This window comes from Rhizobium sp. C4, from assembly GCF_021026315.1.
Classification (GTDB): Bacteria; Pseudomonadota; Alphaproteobacteria; order Rhizobiales; family Rhizobiaceae; genus Ensifer_A.
In genome coordinates this window covers 16,345-34,759 of sequence record NZ_JAJNCX010000016.1, presented here as the reverse complement: position 1 = coordinate 34,759, position 18,415 = coordinate 16,345, and the positions used below count along the sequence as shown (strand labels likewise).

Sequence of the window (18,415 nt, the reverse complement as noted above, 5' to 3'; positions counted from 1 at the left end):
TGCCGGACGTGTCCATCAGGCGCTCCTTTCCGGATCGTTGTCCGCCGGCTTCACGGTGCCGGTCCCGCGAATGCGGATCAGCGCGAGGATCGCAAGCCCGGTGATCGTCACCACCGCGATTTCGCCCAGCGTATCCGTGCCGCGGAAGTCGACGATGATGACGTTGACGACGTTCGACCCATGCGCGACCACCTTGGACCATGCATTGAAGAAATCGGTCAGCGAGGTGTTGAACGGCGCCTGCACGGCCCGCAGCAGGAGCGCGGCGAAACCGACGCCGCAGGCAAGCGCGATGATGGCATCCTTGACGAGTTCGCGCCCATGCCGGTGATCGCTCGGCTGCAGGTCCAGCCGTGTCATGACCAGCGCCAGAATGACGACCGACAGCGTCTCCACCATGAACTGCGTGAAGGCGAGATCCGGCGCGCCATAGAGCATGAAGATCACGGCGACGGAAAAGCCCTGGATGCCGAGCGACACGATCGCCGTCAGCCGGTCGCCGGCGACGACGACCGCGAAGAGGCCGATCACCGCAATCGCGAAGATGACGAGCTCATGGAAGCCCGCATCCGCGGGCCAGGCGGGCCAGGTCGGCCATTCCGAAAAGATCGCCATCGGCAGCAGCAGTGCTGCGGCAATGGTGATGAAGACCACCATGATATAGGTTTCCAGCCGTCCGGCCTGGATGCGCGTGGTGACAAGATGCGCGCCCCGGATCAGGCCGCGCATGGCCTGGTCGAAGCCCTGGTCCGGCCCCCAGCCGATCGATTCCAGCGCCGCAGCCGCAGCCTCGCGCGCCCGGTCGAGGAGAAGATAGACGATGACGCCAAGCGCAATCGTCGCCAGCGAGAGAGCGAAGGGCAGGGAGAGATGCGGGATCGCCGAAATGGTGATCTCCCGCGCCTCATGCGCAATCGCCGAGGCCATGGGCGCGGAGATCGCTGCGTGGAACGCGCCGGAAAAGATGCCGGCCATCAGGCCTGAAATCGCCAGCACGACCGGGCCGATGAGCATAAGGAACGGGGCCTCGTGGATATGGGGCGGGTGCCTCTGGCCGATCTCCCCCCTTGCGGGGGAGGTGCCCGGCAGGGCAGAGGGGGGTGCCCCAGCCTCCGTGCCAGCCTCCGACCCATGATGTGGCCCCGGCAGCGGGCGTTCCGCCCCGACAAACGGTTTCAGCGCCACGGCGAAGGCAAGCGCGAACATCAACCCGTTGCCGATCACCGCCGCAAGTGTGAAGGCGATGGCGCGCGGATTGCCCCCGGCAAGCGCCTCATAGACCTCTTCCTTGGCGAGAAACCCGAGGAACGGCGGCAACCCGCCCATGGAAAGCGCCGCCAGCATCGCTGCCGCAAAGGTCACCGGCATCGCCCGCCAGAGCCCGCCAAGCCGCGTGATGTCGCGCGTGCCGGCCTCATGATCGACCGCGCCCGCCACCATGAAAAGGGCGCCCTTGAACAGCGCATGGGCGACGAGATAGAGCGCCGCACTTTCCAGCGCATGCGGCGTGCCGAAGCCGGTCATCATGACGAGAAGCCCGAGCGAGGCGACCGTCGTATAGGCAAGCATCAGCTTGAGGTCTGTCTGGCGCAGGCCGATCACTGTCCCGGCGAGCAGCGTCGCGCCGCCGAAGACCGGCAGGATCGTCTCCCAGGGGGCGGTGTCGCCAAAGGCCGGCTGCAGCCGCATGAGCAGGAACACGCCTGCCTTCACCATGGTCGCCGAATGCAGATAGGCAGAGACCGGGGTCGGGGCCTCCATCGCGTTGGGCAGCCAGAAATGGAACGGAAACTGCGCCGACTTGGTGAATGCGCCGCCGAGGATCAGGAGCAGGGCCGCAAAGTAATACGGGCTCGCCTTCAGCGCCGGGGCATATTCGATGAGCAGCGAAATGGTGCTCACCCCCGTGACGTTCCAGACGAGGATCAGTCCTGCCAGCAGCGCCAGCCCGCCACCGCCCGTCACCACCAGCGCCTGGATCGCCGCGCGGCGCGACGCCTCGCGCGAATGATCGAAGCCGATCAGCAGGAACGAGGTGATCGAGGTCAGCTCCCAGTAGATGAAGAGCATGAGGAAACTGTCGGAGACGACAACGCCGAGCATCGATCCCATGAACATCAGGATGAAGGAAAAGAACCGCCCCTGCTGCGGATGTCCCTTCAGATAGCCGCCGGCATAGAGAAGGATCAGCGCGCCGATGCCCGAGATCAGAAGAACGAAGGTGAGCGACAGTCCGTCGATCAGCCACGAATAGCTGACATTGAAGGACGGCACCCAGAGATACCCGCCCGTGAACGCCTGTCCGCCCGCAACATCGCCGAGCGCACGGCAGAAGAACGCAAAGATCCCGGCCGGCACCAGCGCCAGCGGCAACGCCGCCCAATGCCCCAGCACCCGCGTCAAGGCAGGCGCTGCCACCGCCGCCAGAAACGGCGCGATCAGGGCTATGAAAATGAATGGCGCATCGCTCGCCGCCATGATCTCTCCATTTCAGCCTCGGGGAGAGAAGGGATAGGGCAATGCGGCGGCAGGCTCAAGCTTCGAAGGGGATTTTTCGGGGGAGGGCTGTTCATGACAGCAGACATGGTGAGGGCGGACAGCGCGGAGGCGTTGATCGATGCCGTCCTTGACAAAGTAAGGATTTTTCCTTACTTTTGGCCTTGAAGGAGTTTCGCCATGCCGGCTCTGCTCAAGAAGATCAGTGCGATTACCGAAAAGGGTCAGGTCACGATCCCCAAGTCCGTGCGCGAGGCGCTGGGCGTCGAATATGGCGGCCGTATCGCCTTCTATGTGGACGAAAACCGGGTGGTTTCGATCCAGAAGGAGGCGGAGGACCAAGAGGATGATCCTGTCATCGGCGGCTTCCTGAACTTTCTGGCCGAAGACATGGCAAAACATCCTGAACATGTGCGCGAATTTCCGCCCGAGCTTGTCGCGCGCATGGTGGAGGCGACCAAGGGCCTGGAGATCGATCCGGATGCGCCGATCCTCGGCGACGTGGCGCTCTGAGCGATGCCGGTCATCAACGGCTGGAACGTCTACGCCCATCCGCTTCTGCTTGATCAGCTTGAGAAACTGACCGCCGCCGTTGAAGCGCTGAAGCGCAAGGACCCGGATGGCTATGGCGATCACGCGAATGCCAAGCTGCTGGCGGCCTTGCTCTCGCTGATGTTTTCGAAGATCCCGAGCGACCCGACATCTACCGCCTATGTGCAAGGCAACACACTTGGCCCAGATCGTCGTCACTGGTTTCGCGCCAAGTTCGGGGCAGGGCGCTTCCGCCTCTTCTTTCGCTATAGCAGCCGATCGAGGATCATCATTTTCGCATGGGTCAACGACGAGAACTCGCTTCGAACCTATGGCTCGAAAACCGATGCCTATGCCGTCTTCAAGGGCATGTTGAACGACGGCAATCCGCCGGATGACTGGGACGCTCTCATGCGCGCGGCGTCGGACGGGAAGGCGATAGCGCGGCTGGACCAGGCAACGAAGTGACCGTCGAAGCCGGGAGAACGTTCATCTGCCCTCACGCTCCTCACACCAAGTTGATCCCGCTTGATCGCTGGCCCCGTTGCCATCCGCTCTCGACATCCCCATCTGACGTCGCGTAACTTCAACGAAATCAATTGGCAAAACGCCGCCCGCTGAATCAGTTTCTGAGGTCGCTCAGGCTCTGAAACGGGGGAGGCAAGTCGCATGGAGGCGCATATGGCACGCATAGTCCCCGTCATCACCAAGTCGGACGAAGAATGGCGCGACCAGCTCACGCCGGAACAGTTTCATGTAACGCGCAAGCATGGCACGGAGCGGCCGTTTACCGGGCCGTTCTGGAACACGTTCGAGCGCGGCACCTATTCCTGCGTCTGCTGTGATGCGCCGCTCTTCGTGTCGGACACTAAATTCGATGCCGGCTGCGGATGGCCGAGCTTTTTCAAGGCGATATCGGAGGATGCGATCACCGAGATCGAGGATCGCTCGCATTTCATGGTGCGCACCGAAATCCGCTGCGCCCGCTGCGACGCCCATCTCGGCCACGTCTTCCCCGACGGCCCGCCGCCGACCGGCCTGCGCTATTGCCTGAACGGCACGGCGATGAATTTCACGCCGGACAAGTAAGGTCGGGCCTCCCGCTCGTCCTCATCCTGAGGCGCCGCCCGCAGGGGCGGCCTCGAAGGATTGCCGAGCTGGCTTCCGTCGCATCAGACTGTCGCCAGCTCAGTCCAAAAATATTGAGGCCGGGTGGCCCCCGTGAACACCCGGCCTCGACGTTGCGCGGTAATTTGGGTTGAACCGCCTCACCCCCGAAACGGCCCGCGCATCGTTTTCCTCTTCGGCAGTTCCCGATGTCAGGCGCCCCAGCCCATGTCGGACCTGCCGTGATCTCACCCCATGCATTCGCGGCACAGGGCCGCATGCGGCACGGCTTCCAGCCGCTCGGCGCTGATCTGCCCGCCACAGCGCACGCAGGTGCCATAGGTCCCGTCTTCGATCCTCTTCAGCGCGGCCTCGATGGCCTTCAGCTCCATCTGCCCCTGCAGGCCCAGTTCTTCCAGAACCTCGTCATTCTCCCGCTCGGTGGCGCGCTCCGCGCTGTCCGGGTTGGGCGTCGTATCGAGATCGGTCTCGATCTTGCCCAGCCGATGGGTCAGTTCGGCCTTGCGCGCCAGCAACCTGGCTTCGTTCGTGTTCATGGCGTTCATCGCCCTCTCTCCGGGTTTCTTTGTCACAGCTCAGCGATCGACCAGCACCGAAATGTCGGCGTGTCGCACCACGCGGTCGGCGGTCGAGCCGAGGAAATAGTTGGATATGTCGGGCCGGTGGGAGGCGACCATGATCAGGTCTGCCTGATGCGCCTCGGCGGCGGCCAGAATGTTGCTCGCGGCCTGTCCGCTGCGCAGTTCGGCGCGGGTGCGCACCTTGATCTCGGCACGCAGCTTGTCGAGCGTTTCCAGCGCCTGCTGGCGGTTCCGCTCGATGACATGGCCTGGCACATCGATGGTAAGGTATCCCGGAACGTCCTCGACGACGTTCAGAAGCACGATCTCGCCGCCATCATCGGCCAGCGCTTCGGCCTTCTTCAGAATTTTCACGCCCTTGTCGACCTGTGCCAGATCGACGGCAACGATGATTTTCTTGAACATGATGGTCTCCATCGGGCGGATGCATCATGGGGCTTCCAGGCCTCGCTTCAATGCATCCGTCTTGAGATGGAGGTTCCGCCTTTTCGGCACATCCCGCATTGACAGAGATCAAGATTTAGCTTGATCTCTGTCAATCCGGCAGTTGATCCAGAGCAAGGCGAATCTCCGTTCAGTCGGGCAGGTAGGGCCAGGAGAGCACGATCAGCACGACGAACATGCCGGCAACGGCGGCCAATGCCGGAATGATGATCGCCGGAAATCCGAAGACGGTGATGGCAAGCGCCCAGAGCAGCAGGCAGTTGATGACGAAGAGCAGCTTGGCTGCAACCGGTCCGTCCGCTGCTTCGCGGAGCATCCAGCCGAAGACGGGGATATTGTAGATGACAGCCTGCATGACACGGTCCTTTCAGCGCTCCGAAAGCCGGAGGCTTCCGAGAATTGCGTTTGATCAAGAATTGACGAAATGCAAAGCGAGATGGTCGAAGAAATCGTGCCGCTTGGCCTGGATTTCGTCTTGCCCGTGATGTTCGTCAATTTACCAGTAGCGCAGTAAATCGGACGATATTTGTGGTAAAGCAAAGAATGCGCAGTGCAGCATTCTGCCGCAGCGTGGCTCTCGTCCTTGTGTCGGGCCAGCGCCTTCCGTGACAACGCCATTTGTCATCCAGGCGGGTAGGGGTTACACTTCATCCATCCGTGAAGAACCGGGTTCGTTCGCCATGTCGACAGAAACAGTCAGCATCGAATTTCTCGCAAAGCAGGCCAAGGTCAACATGGACGAATTGCGGCTTCCCCGCAAAGACGTCTCCGACATGATGCGCCTCCTGAACGCCACGTACGAGCTCACCCGTCGGGTCGAGCGCCGGGAGGGTGAGTTGCGCGACGACATCGAGCTGATGATCAAGATGGAGATCGGCGGTTCGCTCGCCAATATTCATACGACGCTTGAAGGATCTCTGGCGCGGATCGAAGAGACCGTTGGTGATGTGGTCCGGAGAGTGAACGCTCTGGAAGATCGACCGCAATAGCGCCGCCTGCACCCGCCTTCCCGAATGAGCTGGGCCGCGAAGATGAGACAGGCCAACCGGCCTGCCTCCGAGCTTTGCGTAAAAGCGCTTACTGCTTCGGCTTCTGGCCGTTCATGTCCTTCATGTCGTGCTTCATCTCGCCGCCATTGGCCGGGCCGACCTGGAATTCGACCTTGACGTCGCCGGCCTTCTGGAAATGCAGCACGGCCGGGATCTTGTCGCCTTCCTTGAAGGGCGTCTTCACGTCCATGAACATCACATGCAGGCCGCCCTTCTTCAGTTCGACCGTCTTGCCGGCCGGAACCGGAATGCCGTCCTTCAGCTGGCGCATCTTCATCACGCCGTCGGTCACGGCCATTTCATGAAGCTGCACATTCGGCGTGGCGGGCGAGGTGATGGAGACGAGCGTGTCGTCGGTCTTGCCGTGATTGGTGATTTCCATGAAGCCGCCGCCGACGGCTGCGCCCGGCACCATGGCGCGGCTGGCCGGATGCACGACTTCGAGTTCGCCGACCTTGTATTCATGGGCGAAGGTGGCCGTTGCAAGCAGGCCGGCGGCCAGTGTCAGGCCGAGTGTCTTGATGAGGTTCATGGGGTATTCTCCTTTTGTAAACAGGTGTTTCCGTTGTCAGAAGCCCGCCGGGGCAAGCCCGGTGGGAATGAAGACCCGGTGGCCGGCCGGCGAGGCGACGAATTCCGCCACCACGCCATAGGCCCCGCGAATGGTGGCGGTCGTCAGCACATCCTCATGCGCGCCGGCCTTGATCAGGCGGCCGCGCGCGAAGAGCAGCATCTGCCCGCAGAAGCGGGCGGCAAGGTTGATGTCGTGCAGCGCAACGAGAACCAGCGCGCCGCTTTCGCGCGCATAGGCCTCGACATGGCCAAGCGCCTCCATCTGGTGGCGGATGTCGAGCGCGCTGGTCGGCTCGTCCATGATCAGCACCTCCGGCCGCCGCATCAGCCGTTGCGACAGCATGACCAGCTGGCGCTGCCCGCCCGACAGCGTCGGCATGGTGCGCGGCGCCAGATCGGATAAGCCGAAACGGGAAAGCAGCGCCATCGCATCGGCAATATCCTCGTCGCCGACGCGCACGCCCAGCCGCTCCAGTCGCCCGAGCAGCATGACTTCCAGCACGGTCAGCGCCGAGCGCACATCGGTATTCTGCGGCATATAGGCAAGAGCCCGGCGGTCGAGCGCCGCCCCCTTCCAGGTTATCGCGCCATCATGCGGCAGCAGGCCGGCGAGGGCCGAGAGGAAGGTGGACTTCCCCGCGCCATTCGGCCCGACAACCGCCGTCACCCCGCCGCCGGCAAGCGACAGCGAGACATCGGCCAGCGTCTTCCGCGCTCCGCGCGTCACATTCATGTTGCGGATCTCAAGGCTCATGCCAGTCGCCCCTTCTTTGCGAAGATGAGTATGGCGAAAAGCACCGGCACGCCGATCACCGCCGTGACAATGCCGACCGGGATGACCCCGCCGGGCGACACGGCCTTGCCGAAGGCGGACGCGCCGGCCAGCATCGCCGCGCCCGCCAGCGCCGACATCGGCAGCGCAAAGCGGTGATCCTCGCCCACCAGCGCGCGCGCCGCATGCGGCGCAATCAGGCCGATAAAGCCGATCGTGCCGGTAAAGGAGACGGCCGCCGCCGTCAGCAGCGCGGTCAGCACGAAGGTGCGGCGGCGCAGCGCCCAGGTCTTCACGCCCAGGCTTGCCGCGTTGTCCTCGCCAAGCCGCAGCGCCGTCATCTGCCAGCAATCGCGGATGATGAAGGGGAGGGTGAGTGCGAGGATGACCGAAACGGTCAGCACCCCGCTCCATGTCGCCTTCTGCAGGCTGCCGAACAGCCAAAAGACGATCTGCTGCAACACTTCCGGCGAGGCCATATATTGCAGGAAGGATTGCAGCGACTGGAAGAAGAAGAGAACCGCAATGCCGGCCAGAACCAGCACCTCCGGGCTTGCGCCCGTCATCCGCGCAATCAGGTAGACGATGGCCGCCGCCAGCAGCGTCATCGCAAAGGCAGCCACCGGGATGGCATAGAGCGCCGGCAGCGGCAGGCTGAGTTCGAACAGGATCGCCACCGCCGCGCCAAAGCCGGCCGCAGCGGAAAAGCCGAGCGTAAACGGGCTTGCCAGCGGATTGTCGAGGATCGTCTGCATCTGCAATCCCGAAAGGCCAAGGCAGGCCCCGACCAGTGTCGCCATCGCCGCCTCCGGCATGCGAAGCTGCCAGAGGATCGTGGCGGCCATGCGGTCGGCCCCGTGCGGCCCGGCAAGAAGCGTCGGCACCAGCGTCTCGAACGGCATGCCGGATGGCCCGGTGGACAGATCGACGGCAAGGGCCGCGACCAGCGCCAGCCCGCAAAGCGCCAGCGCGACGAGTTTCCCCGTCGCGCCGGACCGCGCGGTTCCTGAAGCCGGGCTTGCAAGAACGGCGGCATCGCTCATTGGACGGCAGCCTTGTATTGCTCGATGAACACGCCCTTGGCCTCGATCGGCAGCCAGGTCTTGTAGAAGGCGCGGATTTCCGCATTGGGATCGACATCCGCAAAGGCCTTCGGATGCAGAACCTTCGCCATGTAGCGCACATAGACGAAATCGGAGAGCGTGCGCGTGCCGCCGTGATAGACGGCGTGAACCTCGCCCATCTTCACCGCCGGCAGCTGGTCCCAGCCGGGTCGCTTCAGATAGGCAGCAATCCGCTGGTTGACGACCGCCGGGTCCGCGCCGAAGCCGACGGAGACAGCCTGTGGCTTGTTCAGCCATTCGGAACCGGAGAGGAAAATGGCGTCAGGTGCGGCGGCGAGAACATATTCAGGCCGGAGCGGCCCCCAATTGCCGACCTGACCCTTGGCGATATTGGTGCCGCCCGCCATGTCGATCACGCCGGCCCACATCGTGTCGCCATAGGAATTGCCGAACTCGCCCGGACCCTTCTGGGCCAGCTCCACATAGACCTTCTTCGGCGGGCCGCTTTCGGACGCCTGCGCGGCCTTCACGCGGGCAATCGTGTCCTCGACAGAGCCCTTGTAAAAATCGCCGAGCTGCTTCGCCCGCTCCGGCTGGCCGAGCACATCGCCCAGCACCGTCGTCGAGCGCAGATGTTTGTCGAGCGTCTGCGCATTATAGTCGATGACGACGACCGGAACGCCCGCCGCCTCGAACTGTTTCACCGCTTCGCCCAGCGCCTTGAACTGCCAGGCGGCGAGGATGACGAGATCGGGCCGGGCCGAAATCGCCTTTTCGACCGAGAACGTGCCGGCCTCGGCATCGCCCACATCCACCTTGTCGGCAATGGAGGGGATGGCCTTCACATAGGCCGCATATTGCGCCGGCCGCCAGTCGCGCCAGACCGGGGCGGAAACGGCAACGACACGGTCGATCGAGCCGGGCCCGCCAACGGCCATGAAGTCCTCGAAGTTGAAGCCGAGCAGGATGCGCTGCGGCGGCGCGGCGATCTCGACCTTGCGGTCGAGAACGTCGGTGATCGTGGACGAAAGCGCGGCACCTGCGCCGAGAAGAAGGGCGGCAGCGGAAAGCGCCAGTGACTTGAAGATCTTCATTGTGCTTTTCCCTTGCCGTTGTTGCGGGCCGAGGTGGCCGGATTGTTGCCGGAGGCGATCTCCTTCAGTCGCTCCGTTTTGGTCAGTGTCACGATTTCGGCATGCGCATAGTCGATCACGCCGTCGCGCTTGAACTGGTTGAGCGTGCGGCTGACGGTTTCCACCGTCAGGCCGAGCCAGTCGGCAAGGTCGCCGCGGGTGAGATAAAGCGTCAGCACCGGCCGCCCCTGGCGCAGCTTGCGGGGAAATTGTGCCGCAAGGTCGAGGAGCCCGTTGGCCACCTTTTCCGCCGCGTTCATGCGGCCGAGCAGCGTGGCGTGGCGCACCAGCCGGTCGAGCGAATCAAGCGAGGCTTCCGTGGCGAGATCCGGGTTTGCGGTGGGATCAAGAACTTCGACCTCGGTAAAGGTCAGCGCCTTGATCGCGCCGCCAATGTCGCGGTCCGGCTGCTGGGCAATCGTGCGCCCGGGACCGACAATATCGGTGATCTGCCGGCGGCCGTCGGCGAGCAGATGATAGACGGCGAGGCAGCCGTCGATGACGCGGTAAAGCCTGGGGCTTGCCGGCGTGCAATCCACATCGTCGCCAGGCGCGATGAACTGGAGAAGGGGCTTGTCCAAAGCGATCGGGACATGCCCGGGATGAATGAGGACAGGATGCGGCAGCAAGGCCTGCCGTGTGTTGACATGTAGCATGGAAGATATCCGCTTGCTCGGCGGACCAGCCCGGCCTCAAACGGGCAGGGCATGGGTCCGCGCGTGACAGAAGACGCCGGACGCGAAGTCGCGACGCCGGTTCGGTCTGTCAGGCGGATGCGGGTGGCGCGCGCGGGCCGGCGCCGGGCGGATAGAGACGATGGTGAAGCGCGTCGGGTCCGGCGGGCAGAAGCGTGCCGGAAACGATCACCAGCCGTGCGCCGGCGGCCTCTGCAGGCACCGGAAGTATCACATGGTGATGATGCAGCCCCAGCGAATCAGCCCCGAGCTTGACGATCTTGCCCTGGCCGGAGCCATCGGGAATGGTGACGCAGAGCGACGGCAGCGAGCCGTCCGGCAGCATGTAGGCCGCGACTTCCTCAGTCGACAGCGCCCGGGAATTCGCCTCTGCCGGGGCCGAGAGCGCCAGCGACAGGAGAGCGATCGCGCAAAAGAAGCGCGTCACGATACCCATCCATGTCGCCCGTTTCGGCTGCATCAGTTCAAAATTTCCCTCGTCCTTCATCACGGATAGGCCGGGCGGCCTGAAACGTCAATGCGGCATTCTGGTCGGTGAAGCGGGTGGTCCCCGCCTCTGATGCTCCTCCATACACAGGCTGCGCGCCTGACACTTTGCGCTAGCGCAAGTCGGTTGATCTTGACACTTGCCGCCGCGCGCCGAACCGGCTAGCTCTACCTTCAGTGGTTCCATCGTGCCTCAGGCGCGAGGATTAAAAGGGAACACGGTGAGGCGTATCCATCAGGACCCGAAACCGTGGCTGCCCCCGCAACTGTAAGCGGAGAGCCTCCTTCGGATGCCATTGGTCTTGCGGCATGTCGCGTCAACACGACAGGCCGGAAATGAGACCGATAAGGCGAAGGACAAGGCAAAGACCCGCGAGCCAGGAGACCTGCCATGGACCGCCGCAGCCGCAAGGTTGCGGTTCAAACAAACACCTTTTGCGCGGTGGGCGCTTAAAAAGGAGACGAACATGCATATCGAACCCGGACTCATTGATCCCCTGCGCGTGACGGCAGCCAATGCCGCAGCACTCGCCGTTGTCGCCACACAGATCCCGGCGCTCGTCCGCGCGCCGCTCAACATCGTCAAGGCAGGCCTTGCGGCCGTCGTCTTCTCGGTCCTCATGCAGGCCTGGCACCTGCCGGTCGGCCCGTCGGAACTGCACCTCATCGGCGCAACAACCGTCTATCTCCTCTTCGGCTTTGCGCCGTCGATGGTGGGCTTCGCGCTTGGCCTTTTCCTGCAGGGCTTCTTCTTCGAGCCGCAGGATCTCGTCCATCTCGGCGTCAACTCGCTGTCGCTGATGCTGCCGCTCATCGCCGTGCATGAAACCTTCGGCAAGCGGCTCTTTGCGGCGCATGCGGCCGAGCGCTTCAGCTTCGCCCGCGTGCTGCGCATCGATGCGGTCTATTATGCCGGTGTCTCCGCCATGGTCGGCTTCTGGCTGATGATCTCCAATGACGGCTTCGCCCTGGCCGACTGGGGCCGCTGGGCGCTCGCCTACATGCCGGTCTTCGGTATCGAGGCGCTGATCACCTTCACGACGGTGACGGTGATGGAGACCTGGCGCAATTCCGGTGCGCTCTCGCGCTTCACCGAAATCGGTCGCCTGACCTTCGCCTGACCGGCTCCGGCAACATCCATCATCAAGACATGAAAGGCGGGTCCCTCGGGGCCCGCCTTTTTGCATGCACGGTTTTGATAAACGAGGAAAAAAATCCCAAAATTGGGGCGGAATTTTCCGAAAACTTAAGAAAAAACAATCATAGATTGTCGTGAGGCGCTTCCAAACATCCACGAAATGCCTCTAGGGTGTATGAATAAATTCCTATTACATAGGAGGTTTTCATGATTGCCAGCAAAGACCAGGAGCGTGAAGTGCGCTCCGGACGTGGATCGGACCGCGCCAGGGACCGACGTCCGCCCCTTTCGGCGCTGCGGGAAACGCGGCCCGAGCGCGTCATCTGCCAGTCCGTCCGGCTGATGACGGCGGAATTTCTCTTCGTTTCCGGCGACCGGATCGGCATGCGCCGCGAGCGCCGCCGGCTCGCCTGCCACATCCGCCAGATCGCCATGTATGTCTGCCATGTCGCGCTGCAGATGCGCATGACGACGATCGGCGAGGGCTTCGGCCGCGACCGCTCGACGGTCGCCCATGCCTGCGCCGTGGTCGAGGACCGCCGCGACGACCGCGACTTCGACGAATTCGTCTCGGCCATTGAACGCATCGTGGTTCTCGCCTTCGGCCATTTCAGCGAGGTGGCCCATGACTGAGGAAACGACCGGCAAGAGGCCCGGCACGACAGCCGACACCACGGGAAAGCCGGGCCCCGCAGCGCCGCCCCAGAGCTCCGGCACCAGGAAACCCGCCGCCAGCGTCCAGGCCGCCCCCGGCCATGCGGCTTCCGTCAGCACAAAAGCCAGCCCCGGCAAGTCGGTCCCCGGCAGAGGAGGCAAGCCCGCACCCCGCCCGAACCAGGAGGCCGACCGCCTCAGGTCCCTGCTGCTGCGCTTCCTCAAATCCCTGTCGCCCGCCGGCGCGCAAATCTGCCCGCAGAATGCCGGCCCGCAAGGCAGCGGCTCGGCCGGCACCGCTTCGGGAGCCGTGGTCGAGCTCGCCACGCCCACGGCCCGGCTGCGCGTCGAAACCCGCATTCTGGTTCTGGCCGCCCGCGAGGGCCTGATCGCCCGCGAGGGCGCGCGCATCCGCCCGCTGCCGGAGGCGGCAGGCTTCATCGCCCGCCACGCCACGGCGGAACCCGATTTCGCCCGCCCGCATCGCGATCTTGAGGAAACCATGCTCAGCGTCGATGGCGAGACCGCCCGCGTCACCCGCAACCAGTCCGAATCGCCGCTCTCGGCGCTGGAACGGCTGAAGGGCAGGGCCGGTGAGACCTATTTCCCCCGCGAGGCGATGGCCGCCGGCGAGCGCCTGCACGCCGATTTCACCCGCGGACTGCTCCAGCCGCAGATCACCATGCGCTTCGAGCCGCGCCTCGGCGCCAGCATCAAGGGCGCCCGCGGCGGCATCGCCGATCTCTCCGACACCGCCATCGCCGCACGCCTCCGCGTCAACCGCGCGCTCGCAGCCCTCGGCCCCGAACTCTCCGGCGTGGCACTCGACATCTGCTGCTTCATGAAGGGCCTCGAAACCGTCGAACGCGAACGCCAATGGCCCCCACGCTCCGCCAAGCTGATGCTGAAAACAGCACTTCTGGCGCTCCACAGGCACTACACGCCGCCGGCAAGGCGGGAGACAAGGCATTGGGGCGAGGAGGGGTTCAGGCCGGAGATGTGAGGGGGGATAGAGGAGAGAGAAGACCCCCTCTGGCCTGCCGGCCATCTCCCCCACAAGGGGGGAGACGACTCGTGGCGCCGTTGCGGTCAGCCGCAACGTTGTCATCTCGTCTTATCAATATGATCATTGCTTCTAATGGCTGGCGATCTTGAGGCGGGAAACCCGTGCGGTATCGTCTCCCTCCCCCTTGTGGGGAGGGTGGGGAGGGGCCTTTTCAAATCCACCAACGGCTGGGCAAACGCCGTCTCAAATCCGCCGCCGTTTCACCGAGCCGAAAAGCCCATCACCCCGCAGCCACCACCGCCTCGGCCCGGATCCGCTTGATCATCGATCTCAGCCCATTGGCCCGCTGCGACGACAGGTGTTCCACCAGGCCGATCGTGTTGAATGTGTCGATGGCGTCGGTGGCGGCGATGTCGGAGGCTTTGCGGCCGGAATAGATGGAGAGCACGATGGCGACGAGGCCGCGCACGATGTGGGCGTCGCTGTCGCCCTCGAAGGTCATGACCGGGTCGGGGCCTTCGCCCCTGTGGCTGACGAGCCAGACCTGGCTGGCGCACCCCTGCACCTTGTTTTCCGCCGTCTTTTCGCTCTCCGGCAGGTCGGGCAGCGCTTTGCCGAGTTCAATCACGTAGCGATAGCGGTCTTCCCATTCGTCGAGAAAGGAAAAGTCCTCGATGATCTGCTCGATGCTCGCCATATGTCCTGAACCGTCCTGATCTGTGTTGGCCCGCATATAGGCGGAAATGCGCGGGAAGGGAACCATTCGGGGCTGCAGAAAAAGAAAACGCCGCAAACACGAGGTTTGCGGCGTTCGCGAAAATCGCAAGTTCAGGCAGGATCAGAAAGTCAGATGTTCAGGCAGGTGGTATTTCGGTCTTGCGGACTTTAGTGCTTCGGGCGGGCCGAGGGCACGGGGATGACGGTTCCGGTGACGACGGCGTCGGGCATCGGCTGCTCGGCGGCGGCGGGAATGGACTTGGTGGCTTCCGCCACGTTCGGGGCGGCGGTGTTGTTGTCGGCAGAGCCGGCGGGCGGCTTGTCCGAGAAATTCTTGTCGAGAAGCTTGTAGGCGACGAGCGCGCCTTCCTTGGCGCGGTTGCCCAGCGCCGAAACGGTTTCGGCTCCCTTGACGCAGACATCCGGGCGCTTGGCGCACATCTCGCCGATATAGGAGAGTGCGCCGGTGGCGGCGGTCACGGCGTCTGCGGCCTCGATCTGCGGTGCGCCTTCCAGCTTCTTCTGGGCTTCCCCGTCGAAGAAGGGCAGCACGACGAGCACGGCGCAAAACCAGAAGGTTCCTTTGATCAGCATGCCCATGGTTTCAGGTTCCTGTCTCTTTGCTTCGGTCCCGGTCTTTTCGCCGGTTGTGGTCCGCCGGTTCGCTTTCCGTCCGGCTTGAGAAGACATTAGGCCTGAAGTTGCAAAAGCCGCTTTTCAAAAAATGCGCGCTTTCGAGGCAAATTTGTCTCAAATTTTATCGATTTTGTCTTTTGGAGCATTTGAGCCGCATTTGAGCGATCTTCGTTAATCCTGCTGCAGCGCAAGTCCAGGAGATACAGGGCTTTGCGGCAAGGGCCACCCGGCCAAATGTTAACGCTTGCGGCAAATCGAGCCTTTTCAGGCGCTTACGTGGCGTTAACCACGATATCCAAAGCCCCTCGGAAATCGTTCCAAAACGGGATTGCGACAGAAAATCGCAAGGCTTGGGCTTCCGTTTTTAGACTTTCCTTAAGCCGGGTGCGCCAATGTCGTCCCATATAAGAATATGAGTCACAGGGTAAATCGCGTTGCGAGTTCTGCGTAACATGGCCGGTAAGATAGCGTCGCTGCCCCAGCAGCTGGCGGGTGCATGGGCGCCGGGCCTTGCGCTGGAAGATCCAGCCGCCGCCCGCCGGCTCGAGCGCATTGCCGCTTTCGGCCTCTATGGCATGATGGTGGCGCCTGCCGCCCTTTGCCTCGTCACCAGCCCCGCCGTTGCGCTTCCCGCCGGTGTCGGCGGCATGGCCGCTCTGGCGCTCGCCGCCGCCGGCTGGCTGTCGAATGATTCGCGCAAACCCGCCGCCGTCACCGACGTTGCCGTCGAGGATGCCGTTGCCCGCCATGCGCAGGACCCGCTGCTCGATCTTCTGCCCGGTCTCGTCACCATTCATAATGAGCGTGGCCTTGTCATCCGCGCGCGTGGGCGCGACCGCGACGTGCTGATGCGCGAACTGCGCGCGCTCGACGCCAAGGGCTTCCTCGACCAGATCCATGTCTCCGACCGCATCGTCTTCCTGCAGGCCGTCGATGCCATGCGCCAGGGCGGCAGGGGCACGACGATCAACCTGCGCTTCGAAACACGCGGCGCCGATGAAGACGCCCGCAGCCAGTTCGTTCACCGCCGCCTGATGCTGAGCGCGATTGAAAGTGCAAACGGCGAATTTGCCGGCTTCTTGAGCCAGATGCTCGACACGGCGGAAGACGAGGCGGCGAGCCGCGCGCTTTCCGCACAGGCTGCCGAGGCAAATTCCGCCAACGAGGCGAAGACGCGCTTCCTCGCCGCCGTCAGCCACGAGCTGCGCACGCCGCTCAACGCCATTCTCGGCTTTTCCGACATTCTCGCCGGCGAATATTTCGGCAAGCTCGAAAATGACCGCCAGCGCGAATATGTCGCCCTCATCAACCAGTCGGGCAACCATCTGCTCGCCGTGGTCAACACCATGCTCGACATGAGCAAGATCGAGGCGGGCCGCTATGAGCTCACCTGCGAGGACTTTGCTGCCTCCGCCGCCGTGTCGGCCTGCGAGGCCATGCTGTCGCTGCAGGCGAAGAACAAGGGCGTGACGCTGACCACCCGCGTTGCCCGCGACACCGGCGATCTCGTCGCCGACCGCCGCGCCGTGCAGCAGGTGCTGATCAACCTCGTCGGCAATGCGCTGAAATTCACCGATGCCGGCGGCGTCGTCTCGCTCGATGCGGAGCGTCGCGGCCATGACCTCGTCTTCACCGTCAGCGACACCGGTATCGGCATTCCGGAAGACAAGATCGCGCTGCTCGGCCGCCCCTTCATGCAGGTGCAGAGCGATTATGCGCGCAAGTATGAAGGCACCGGCCTTGGCCTCTCGCTCGTCAAGGGCCTGGTCGAACTGCATGGCGGCCGCGTCTCGATCGAAAGCCGGCTGGGCGAGGGGACCGTCGTCTCCGTCACCTTCCCGGTCGATGGCCCCGAGGCCGTGGCCGATCCCGTCTCCGGCGAAACCGGCCAGATCGTGCCGCTCGACACCAGAACCGAATTTCCGCCGCGCCTTCCGGCCGCAGCGAAAAGCATGAATGACAAGAAGGAAAATGCCCATGACCACGCGAAAGCGCAGACCGCCTAAGAGGCAGGCCGGGCGCGTCTCGCGGATGATTGCGGGCGGCGCGGCGATGATCGGTCAAGCCGCCATGCGCAATCCGGTTGCGACCGGCGGGACGACGGCCTTTGCCATCGTCTTCTCGTTCGTTGCCGCCAATGCGCTCTGGTATCAGCCGAGCTCGCATCCGCATCCCTGGCTCGACACCCGCGATGCCTTCCGCGACTACGCCTCCAAGGCCATGCATCCGGGCGGCGACACGGCCACGACCTTCCGCATCGAGCGCGATGCCAGTGCTCAGGCAGGGGCGCAGGCTGGCTCGACCGCTGCTCAGCCGAAGCCGGTCGACGGCGTCGTCGTGCAGGACGAGCCGGCCCCCGCCGCCAATCCGCTCGTCGCCGACATTCAGGCCAATCTCCTCCGCCGCGGTCTTTATGAAGGTCCGGTCGATGGCATGATGGGCTCGAAGACCGAAGCCGCCATCATGTTCTATCAGGAAACCCGCGGCCTGCCGCAGACGGGGGCGGCAGATCCCGCCGTGCTCGATCTCCTGAAGAAGGACAATGCCGAATTCAACGTCGTGCCGCCGGATCGCCCCGCCGACGTGACCGGCGCGATCGTCGCCAGGGCCCCGCAGAAGCCGGTCGAAAAGCCGGCGCAGAAGGCTGCCGATCCGGTCGCCGCCCTGATTTCCAAGGCGCCGCGCCCGCAGGCCCCCGCCGCCCAGCCCGCCAAGGCCCAGACCGAGACTGCGAAGGTCTCCCGTCCGGCCGCGGCTCCGCCCGTTCCGCCGGCCCCCATCCCCAATGCCGCGGCAAAGACGCCGGCTGCCAAGGGTGCCCAGAAATCCGCAGAGAAGCCGGCGCAGAAGCCCGCCCACAAGCCGGCTGAAAAGGCTGCGCGCGACAAGCTGCCGGCCCAGAAGATCGTGGCGACGAACCAGCGCCCCGCCGCCATCCCGGCAAAGGCCGAGGTGCCCGGAAAATCGACCTCGGCCGCCACGCCATCCAACCTGACGATGGCCATCCAGAAGGGCCTGTCGAACCTCGCCTATCGCGACGTCACCGTCGACGGCGTGCCCGGCGAACAGACCAAGGAAGCGATCCGCCACTTCCAGAAACACTATCGTCTCCCCGTCACCGGCGAGCCGGACGAGGCGGTGCTGGAAAAGCTGAAGAAGATCGGCGCACTCTGAGCCGTCGCGAGGTCTGACCCGCCCCACCCGGACTTGCCGTCCGTCAAGGGCGGGGTGGCAAACCGTAGACTTAAGTCTGGGTCCCTTTCTATAGGCGGTCGATTTAGAGAATTCTTAACTTCGTTCATTCACCCTTTG

The 18,415-nt window shown here is 63.9% G+C and carries 21 protein-coding genes and 1 riboswitch; of the genes, 9 read left to right on the top strand and 12 right to left on the bottom strand.

What is annotated here, in order from left to right:
• Positions 1-15: 15 nt before the first annotated feature.
• A complete protein-coding gene (mbhE, locus tag LQK84_RS21670) occupies positions 16-2,478 on the bottom strand; it encodes a hydrogen gas-evolving membrane-bound hydrogenase subunit E (RefSeq protein WP_230830869.1) in 2,463 nt (820 codons plus the stop codon).
• A 198-nt stretch (positions 2,479-2,676) separates the two neighbouring features.
• Between mbhE and LQK84_RS21665 the strand changes: the two genes are divergently transcribed.
• From LQK84_RS21665 to msrB, 3 genes are all read left to right on the top strand, one after another.
• On the top strand, positions 2,677-3,009 hold the full coding sequence (locus tag LQK84_RS21665) for a type II toxin-antitoxin system PrlF family antitoxin (RefSeq protein ID WP_230830868.1): 333 nt from the start codon (positions 2,677-2,679) through the stop codon (positions 3,007-3,009).
• Between the two features lie 3 nt (positions 3,010-3,012).
• Positions 3,013-3,495: a type II toxin-antitoxin system YhaV family toxin gene (locus LQK84_RS21660; RefSeq protein ID WP_230830867.1), complete on the top strand. Its 483-nt coding sequence runs from the start codon at positions 3,013-3,015 to the stop codon at positions 3,493-3,495.
• 213 nt (positions 3,496-3,708) lie between these two features.
• Complete coding sequence (gene msrB, locus LQK84_RS21655) at positions 3,709-4,116, top strand: peptide-methionine (R)-S-oxide reductase MsrB (protein ID WP_230830866.1); 408 nt, start codon at positions 3,709-3,711, stop codon at positions 4,114-4,116.
• Between the two features lie 266 nt (positions 4,117-4,382).
• Here msrB and LQK84_RS21650 read toward each other — a convergent pair whose 3' ends face one another.
• The 3 genes from LQK84_RS21650 to LQK84_RS21640 all read right to left on the bottom strand — a co-directional run bounded on the left by LQK84_RS21650 (position 4,383) and on the right by LQK84_RS21640 (position 5,535).
• Positions 4,383-4,700: a TraR/DksA family transcriptional regulator gene (locus tag LQK84_RS21650; RefSeq protein ID WP_230830865.1), complete on the bottom strand. Its 318-nt coding sequence runs from the start codon at positions 4,698-4,700 to the stop codon at positions 4,383-4,385.
• Positions 4,701-4,730: 30 nt separating this feature from the next.
• The gene (locus LQK84_RS21645) at positions 4,731-5,141 is read right to left on the bottom strand and encodes a universal stress protein (RefSeq protein WP_230830864.1); all 411 of its coding nucleotides are present in this window, start codon (positions 5,139-5,141) and stop codon (positions 4,731-4,733) included.
• 169 nt (positions 5,142-5,310) lie between these two features.
• Positions 5,311-5,535, bottom strand: a complete 225-nt coding sequence (locus LQK84_RS21640) for a hypothetical protein (protein WP_230830863.1) — start codon at positions 5,533-5,535, stop codon at positions 5,311-5,313.
• A 325-nt stretch (positions 5,536-5,860) separates the two neighbouring features.
• Between LQK84_RS21640 and LQK84_RS21635 the strand changes: the two genes are divergently transcribed.
• Complete coding sequence (locus LQK84_RS21635; RefSeq protein WP_230830862.1) at positions 5,861-6,169, top strand: hypothetical protein; 309 nt, start codon at positions 5,861-5,863, stop codon at positions 6,167-6,169.
• Positions 6,170-6,257: 88 nt separating this feature from the next.
• Here LQK84_RS21635 and LQK84_RS21630 read toward each other — a convergent pair whose 3' ends face one another.
• The 6 genes from LQK84_RS21630 to LQK84_RS21605 all read right to left on the bottom strand — a co-directional run bounded on the left by LQK84_RS21630 (position 6,258) and on the right by LQK84_RS21605 (position 10,893).
• Positions 6,258-6,761, bottom strand: a complete 504-nt coding sequence (locus LQK84_RS21630; RefSeq protein WP_230830861.1) for a copper chaperone PCu(A)C — start codon at positions 6,759-6,761, stop codon at positions 6,258-6,260.
• A gap of 36 nt (positions 6,762-6,797) precedes the next feature.
• Positions 6,798-7,556 carry an ABC transporter ATP-binding protein gene (locus tag LQK84_RS21625; RefSeq protein ID WP_230830860.1) on the bottom strand — a complete coding sequence of 253 codons (759 nt, stop codon included), beginning with the start codon at positions 7,554-7,556 and terminating at the stop codon, positions 6,798-6,800.
• Positions 7,553-8,617 carry a FecCD family ABC transporter permease gene (locus LQK84_RS21620; RefSeq protein WP_230830859.1) on the bottom strand — a complete coding sequence of 355 codons (1,065 nt, stop codon included), beginning with the start codon at positions 8,615-8,617 and terminating at the stop codon, positions 7,553-7,555. The genes LQK84_RS21625 and LQK84_RS21620 overlap by 4 nt, the downstream gene beginning before the upstream one ends.
• Positions 8,614-9,732 (bottom strand): ABC transporter substrate-binding protein, encoded by a 1,119-nt coding sequence (locus tag LQK84_RS21615; RefSeq protein WP_230830858.1) that lies wholly within the window; start codon positions 9,730-9,732, stop codon positions 8,614-8,616. Before LQK84_RS21615 ends, LQK84_RS21620 begins: the two co-directional genes overlap by 4 nt.
• The gene (locus LQK84_RS21610) at positions 9,729-10,427 is read right to left on the bottom strand and encodes a Crp/Fnr family transcriptional regulator (RefSeq protein WP_230830857.1); all 699 of its coding nucleotides are present in this window, start codon (positions 10,425-10,427) and stop codon (positions 9,729-9,731) included. Before LQK84_RS21610 ends, LQK84_RS21615 begins: the two co-directional genes overlap by 4 nt.
• Before the next feature lie 109 nt (positions 10,428-10,536).
• Positions 10,537-10,893, bottom strand: coding sequence for a hypothetical protein (locus tag LQK84_RS21605; RefSeq protein ID WP_230830856.1), 357 nt, complete (start codon positions 10,891-10,893; stop codon positions 10,537-10,539).
• A gap of 228 nt (positions 10,894-11,121) precedes the next feature.
• Positions 11,122-11,360: riboswitch (cobalamin riboswitch) on the top strand.
• 59 nt (positions 11,361-11,419) lie between these two features.
• On the opposite strand from LQK84_RS21605, the gene LQK84_RS21600 reads away from it, so the two are divergent.
• The 3 genes from LQK84_RS21600 (at position 11,420) to LQK84_RS21590 (ending at position 13,747) form a co-directional block, all read left to right on the top strand.
• Positions 11,420-12,073 carry an energy-coupling factor ABC transporter permease gene (locus tag LQK84_RS21600; RefSeq protein ID WP_230830855.1) on the top strand — a complete coding sequence of 218 codons (654 nt, stop codon included), beginning with the start codon at positions 11,420-11,422 and terminating at the stop codon, positions 12,071-12,073.
• A 224-nt stretch (positions 12,074-12,297) separates the two neighbouring features.
• The gene (locus tag LQK84_RS21595; RefSeq protein ID WP_230830854.1) at positions 12,298-12,723 is read left to right on the top strand and encodes a helix-turn-helix domain-containing protein; all 426 of its coding nucleotides are present in this window, start codon (positions 12,298-12,300) and stop codon (positions 12,721-12,723) included.
• On the top strand, positions 12,716-13,747 hold the full coding sequence (locus tag LQK84_RS21590) for a DUF6456 domain-containing protein (protein WP_230830853.1): 1,032 nt from the start codon (positions 12,716-12,718) through the stop codon (positions 13,745-13,747). Before LQK84_RS21595 ends, LQK84_RS21590 begins: the two co-directional genes overlap by 8 nt.
• Before the next feature lie 283 nt (positions 13,748-14,030).
• Here LQK84_RS21590 and LQK84_RS21585 read toward each other — a convergent pair whose 3' ends face one another.
• Together LQK84_RS21585 and LQK84_RS21580 are read right to left on the bottom strand one after the other, a co-directional pair.
• On the bottom strand, positions 14,031-14,447 hold the full coding sequence (locus tag LQK84_RS21585) for a SufE family protein (RefSeq protein WP_230830852.1): 417 nt from the start codon (positions 14,445-14,447) through the stop codon (positions 14,031-14,033).
• A 188-nt stretch (positions 14,448-14,635) separates the two neighbouring features.
• On the bottom strand, positions 14,636-15,067 hold the full coding sequence (locus tag LQK84_RS21580; protein WP_230830851.1) for a DUF5330 domain-containing protein: 432 nt from the start codon (positions 15,065-15,067) through the stop codon (positions 14,636-14,638).
• Positions 15,068-15,555: 488 nt separating this feature from the next.
• On the opposite strand from LQK84_RS21580, the gene LQK84_RS21575 reads away from it, so the two are divergent.
• Together LQK84_RS21575 and LQK84_RS21570 are read left to right on the top strand one after the other, a co-directional pair.
• Positions 15,556-17,109 carry a sensor histidine kinase gene (locus LQK84_RS21575; RefSeq protein ID WP_230830850.1) on the top strand — a complete coding sequence of 518 codons (1,554 nt, stop codon included), beginning with the start codon at positions 15,556-15,558 and terminating at the stop codon, positions 17,107-17,109.
• Entirely contained in the window at positions 17,081-18,277 is a 1,197-nt protein-coding gene (locus tag LQK84_RS21570; protein ID WP_230830849.1) for a peptidoglycan-binding domain-containing protein, read from the top strand. Before LQK84_RS21575 ends, LQK84_RS21570 begins: the two co-directional genes overlap by 29 nt.
• Positions 18,278-18,415: the final 138 nt, after the last annotated feature.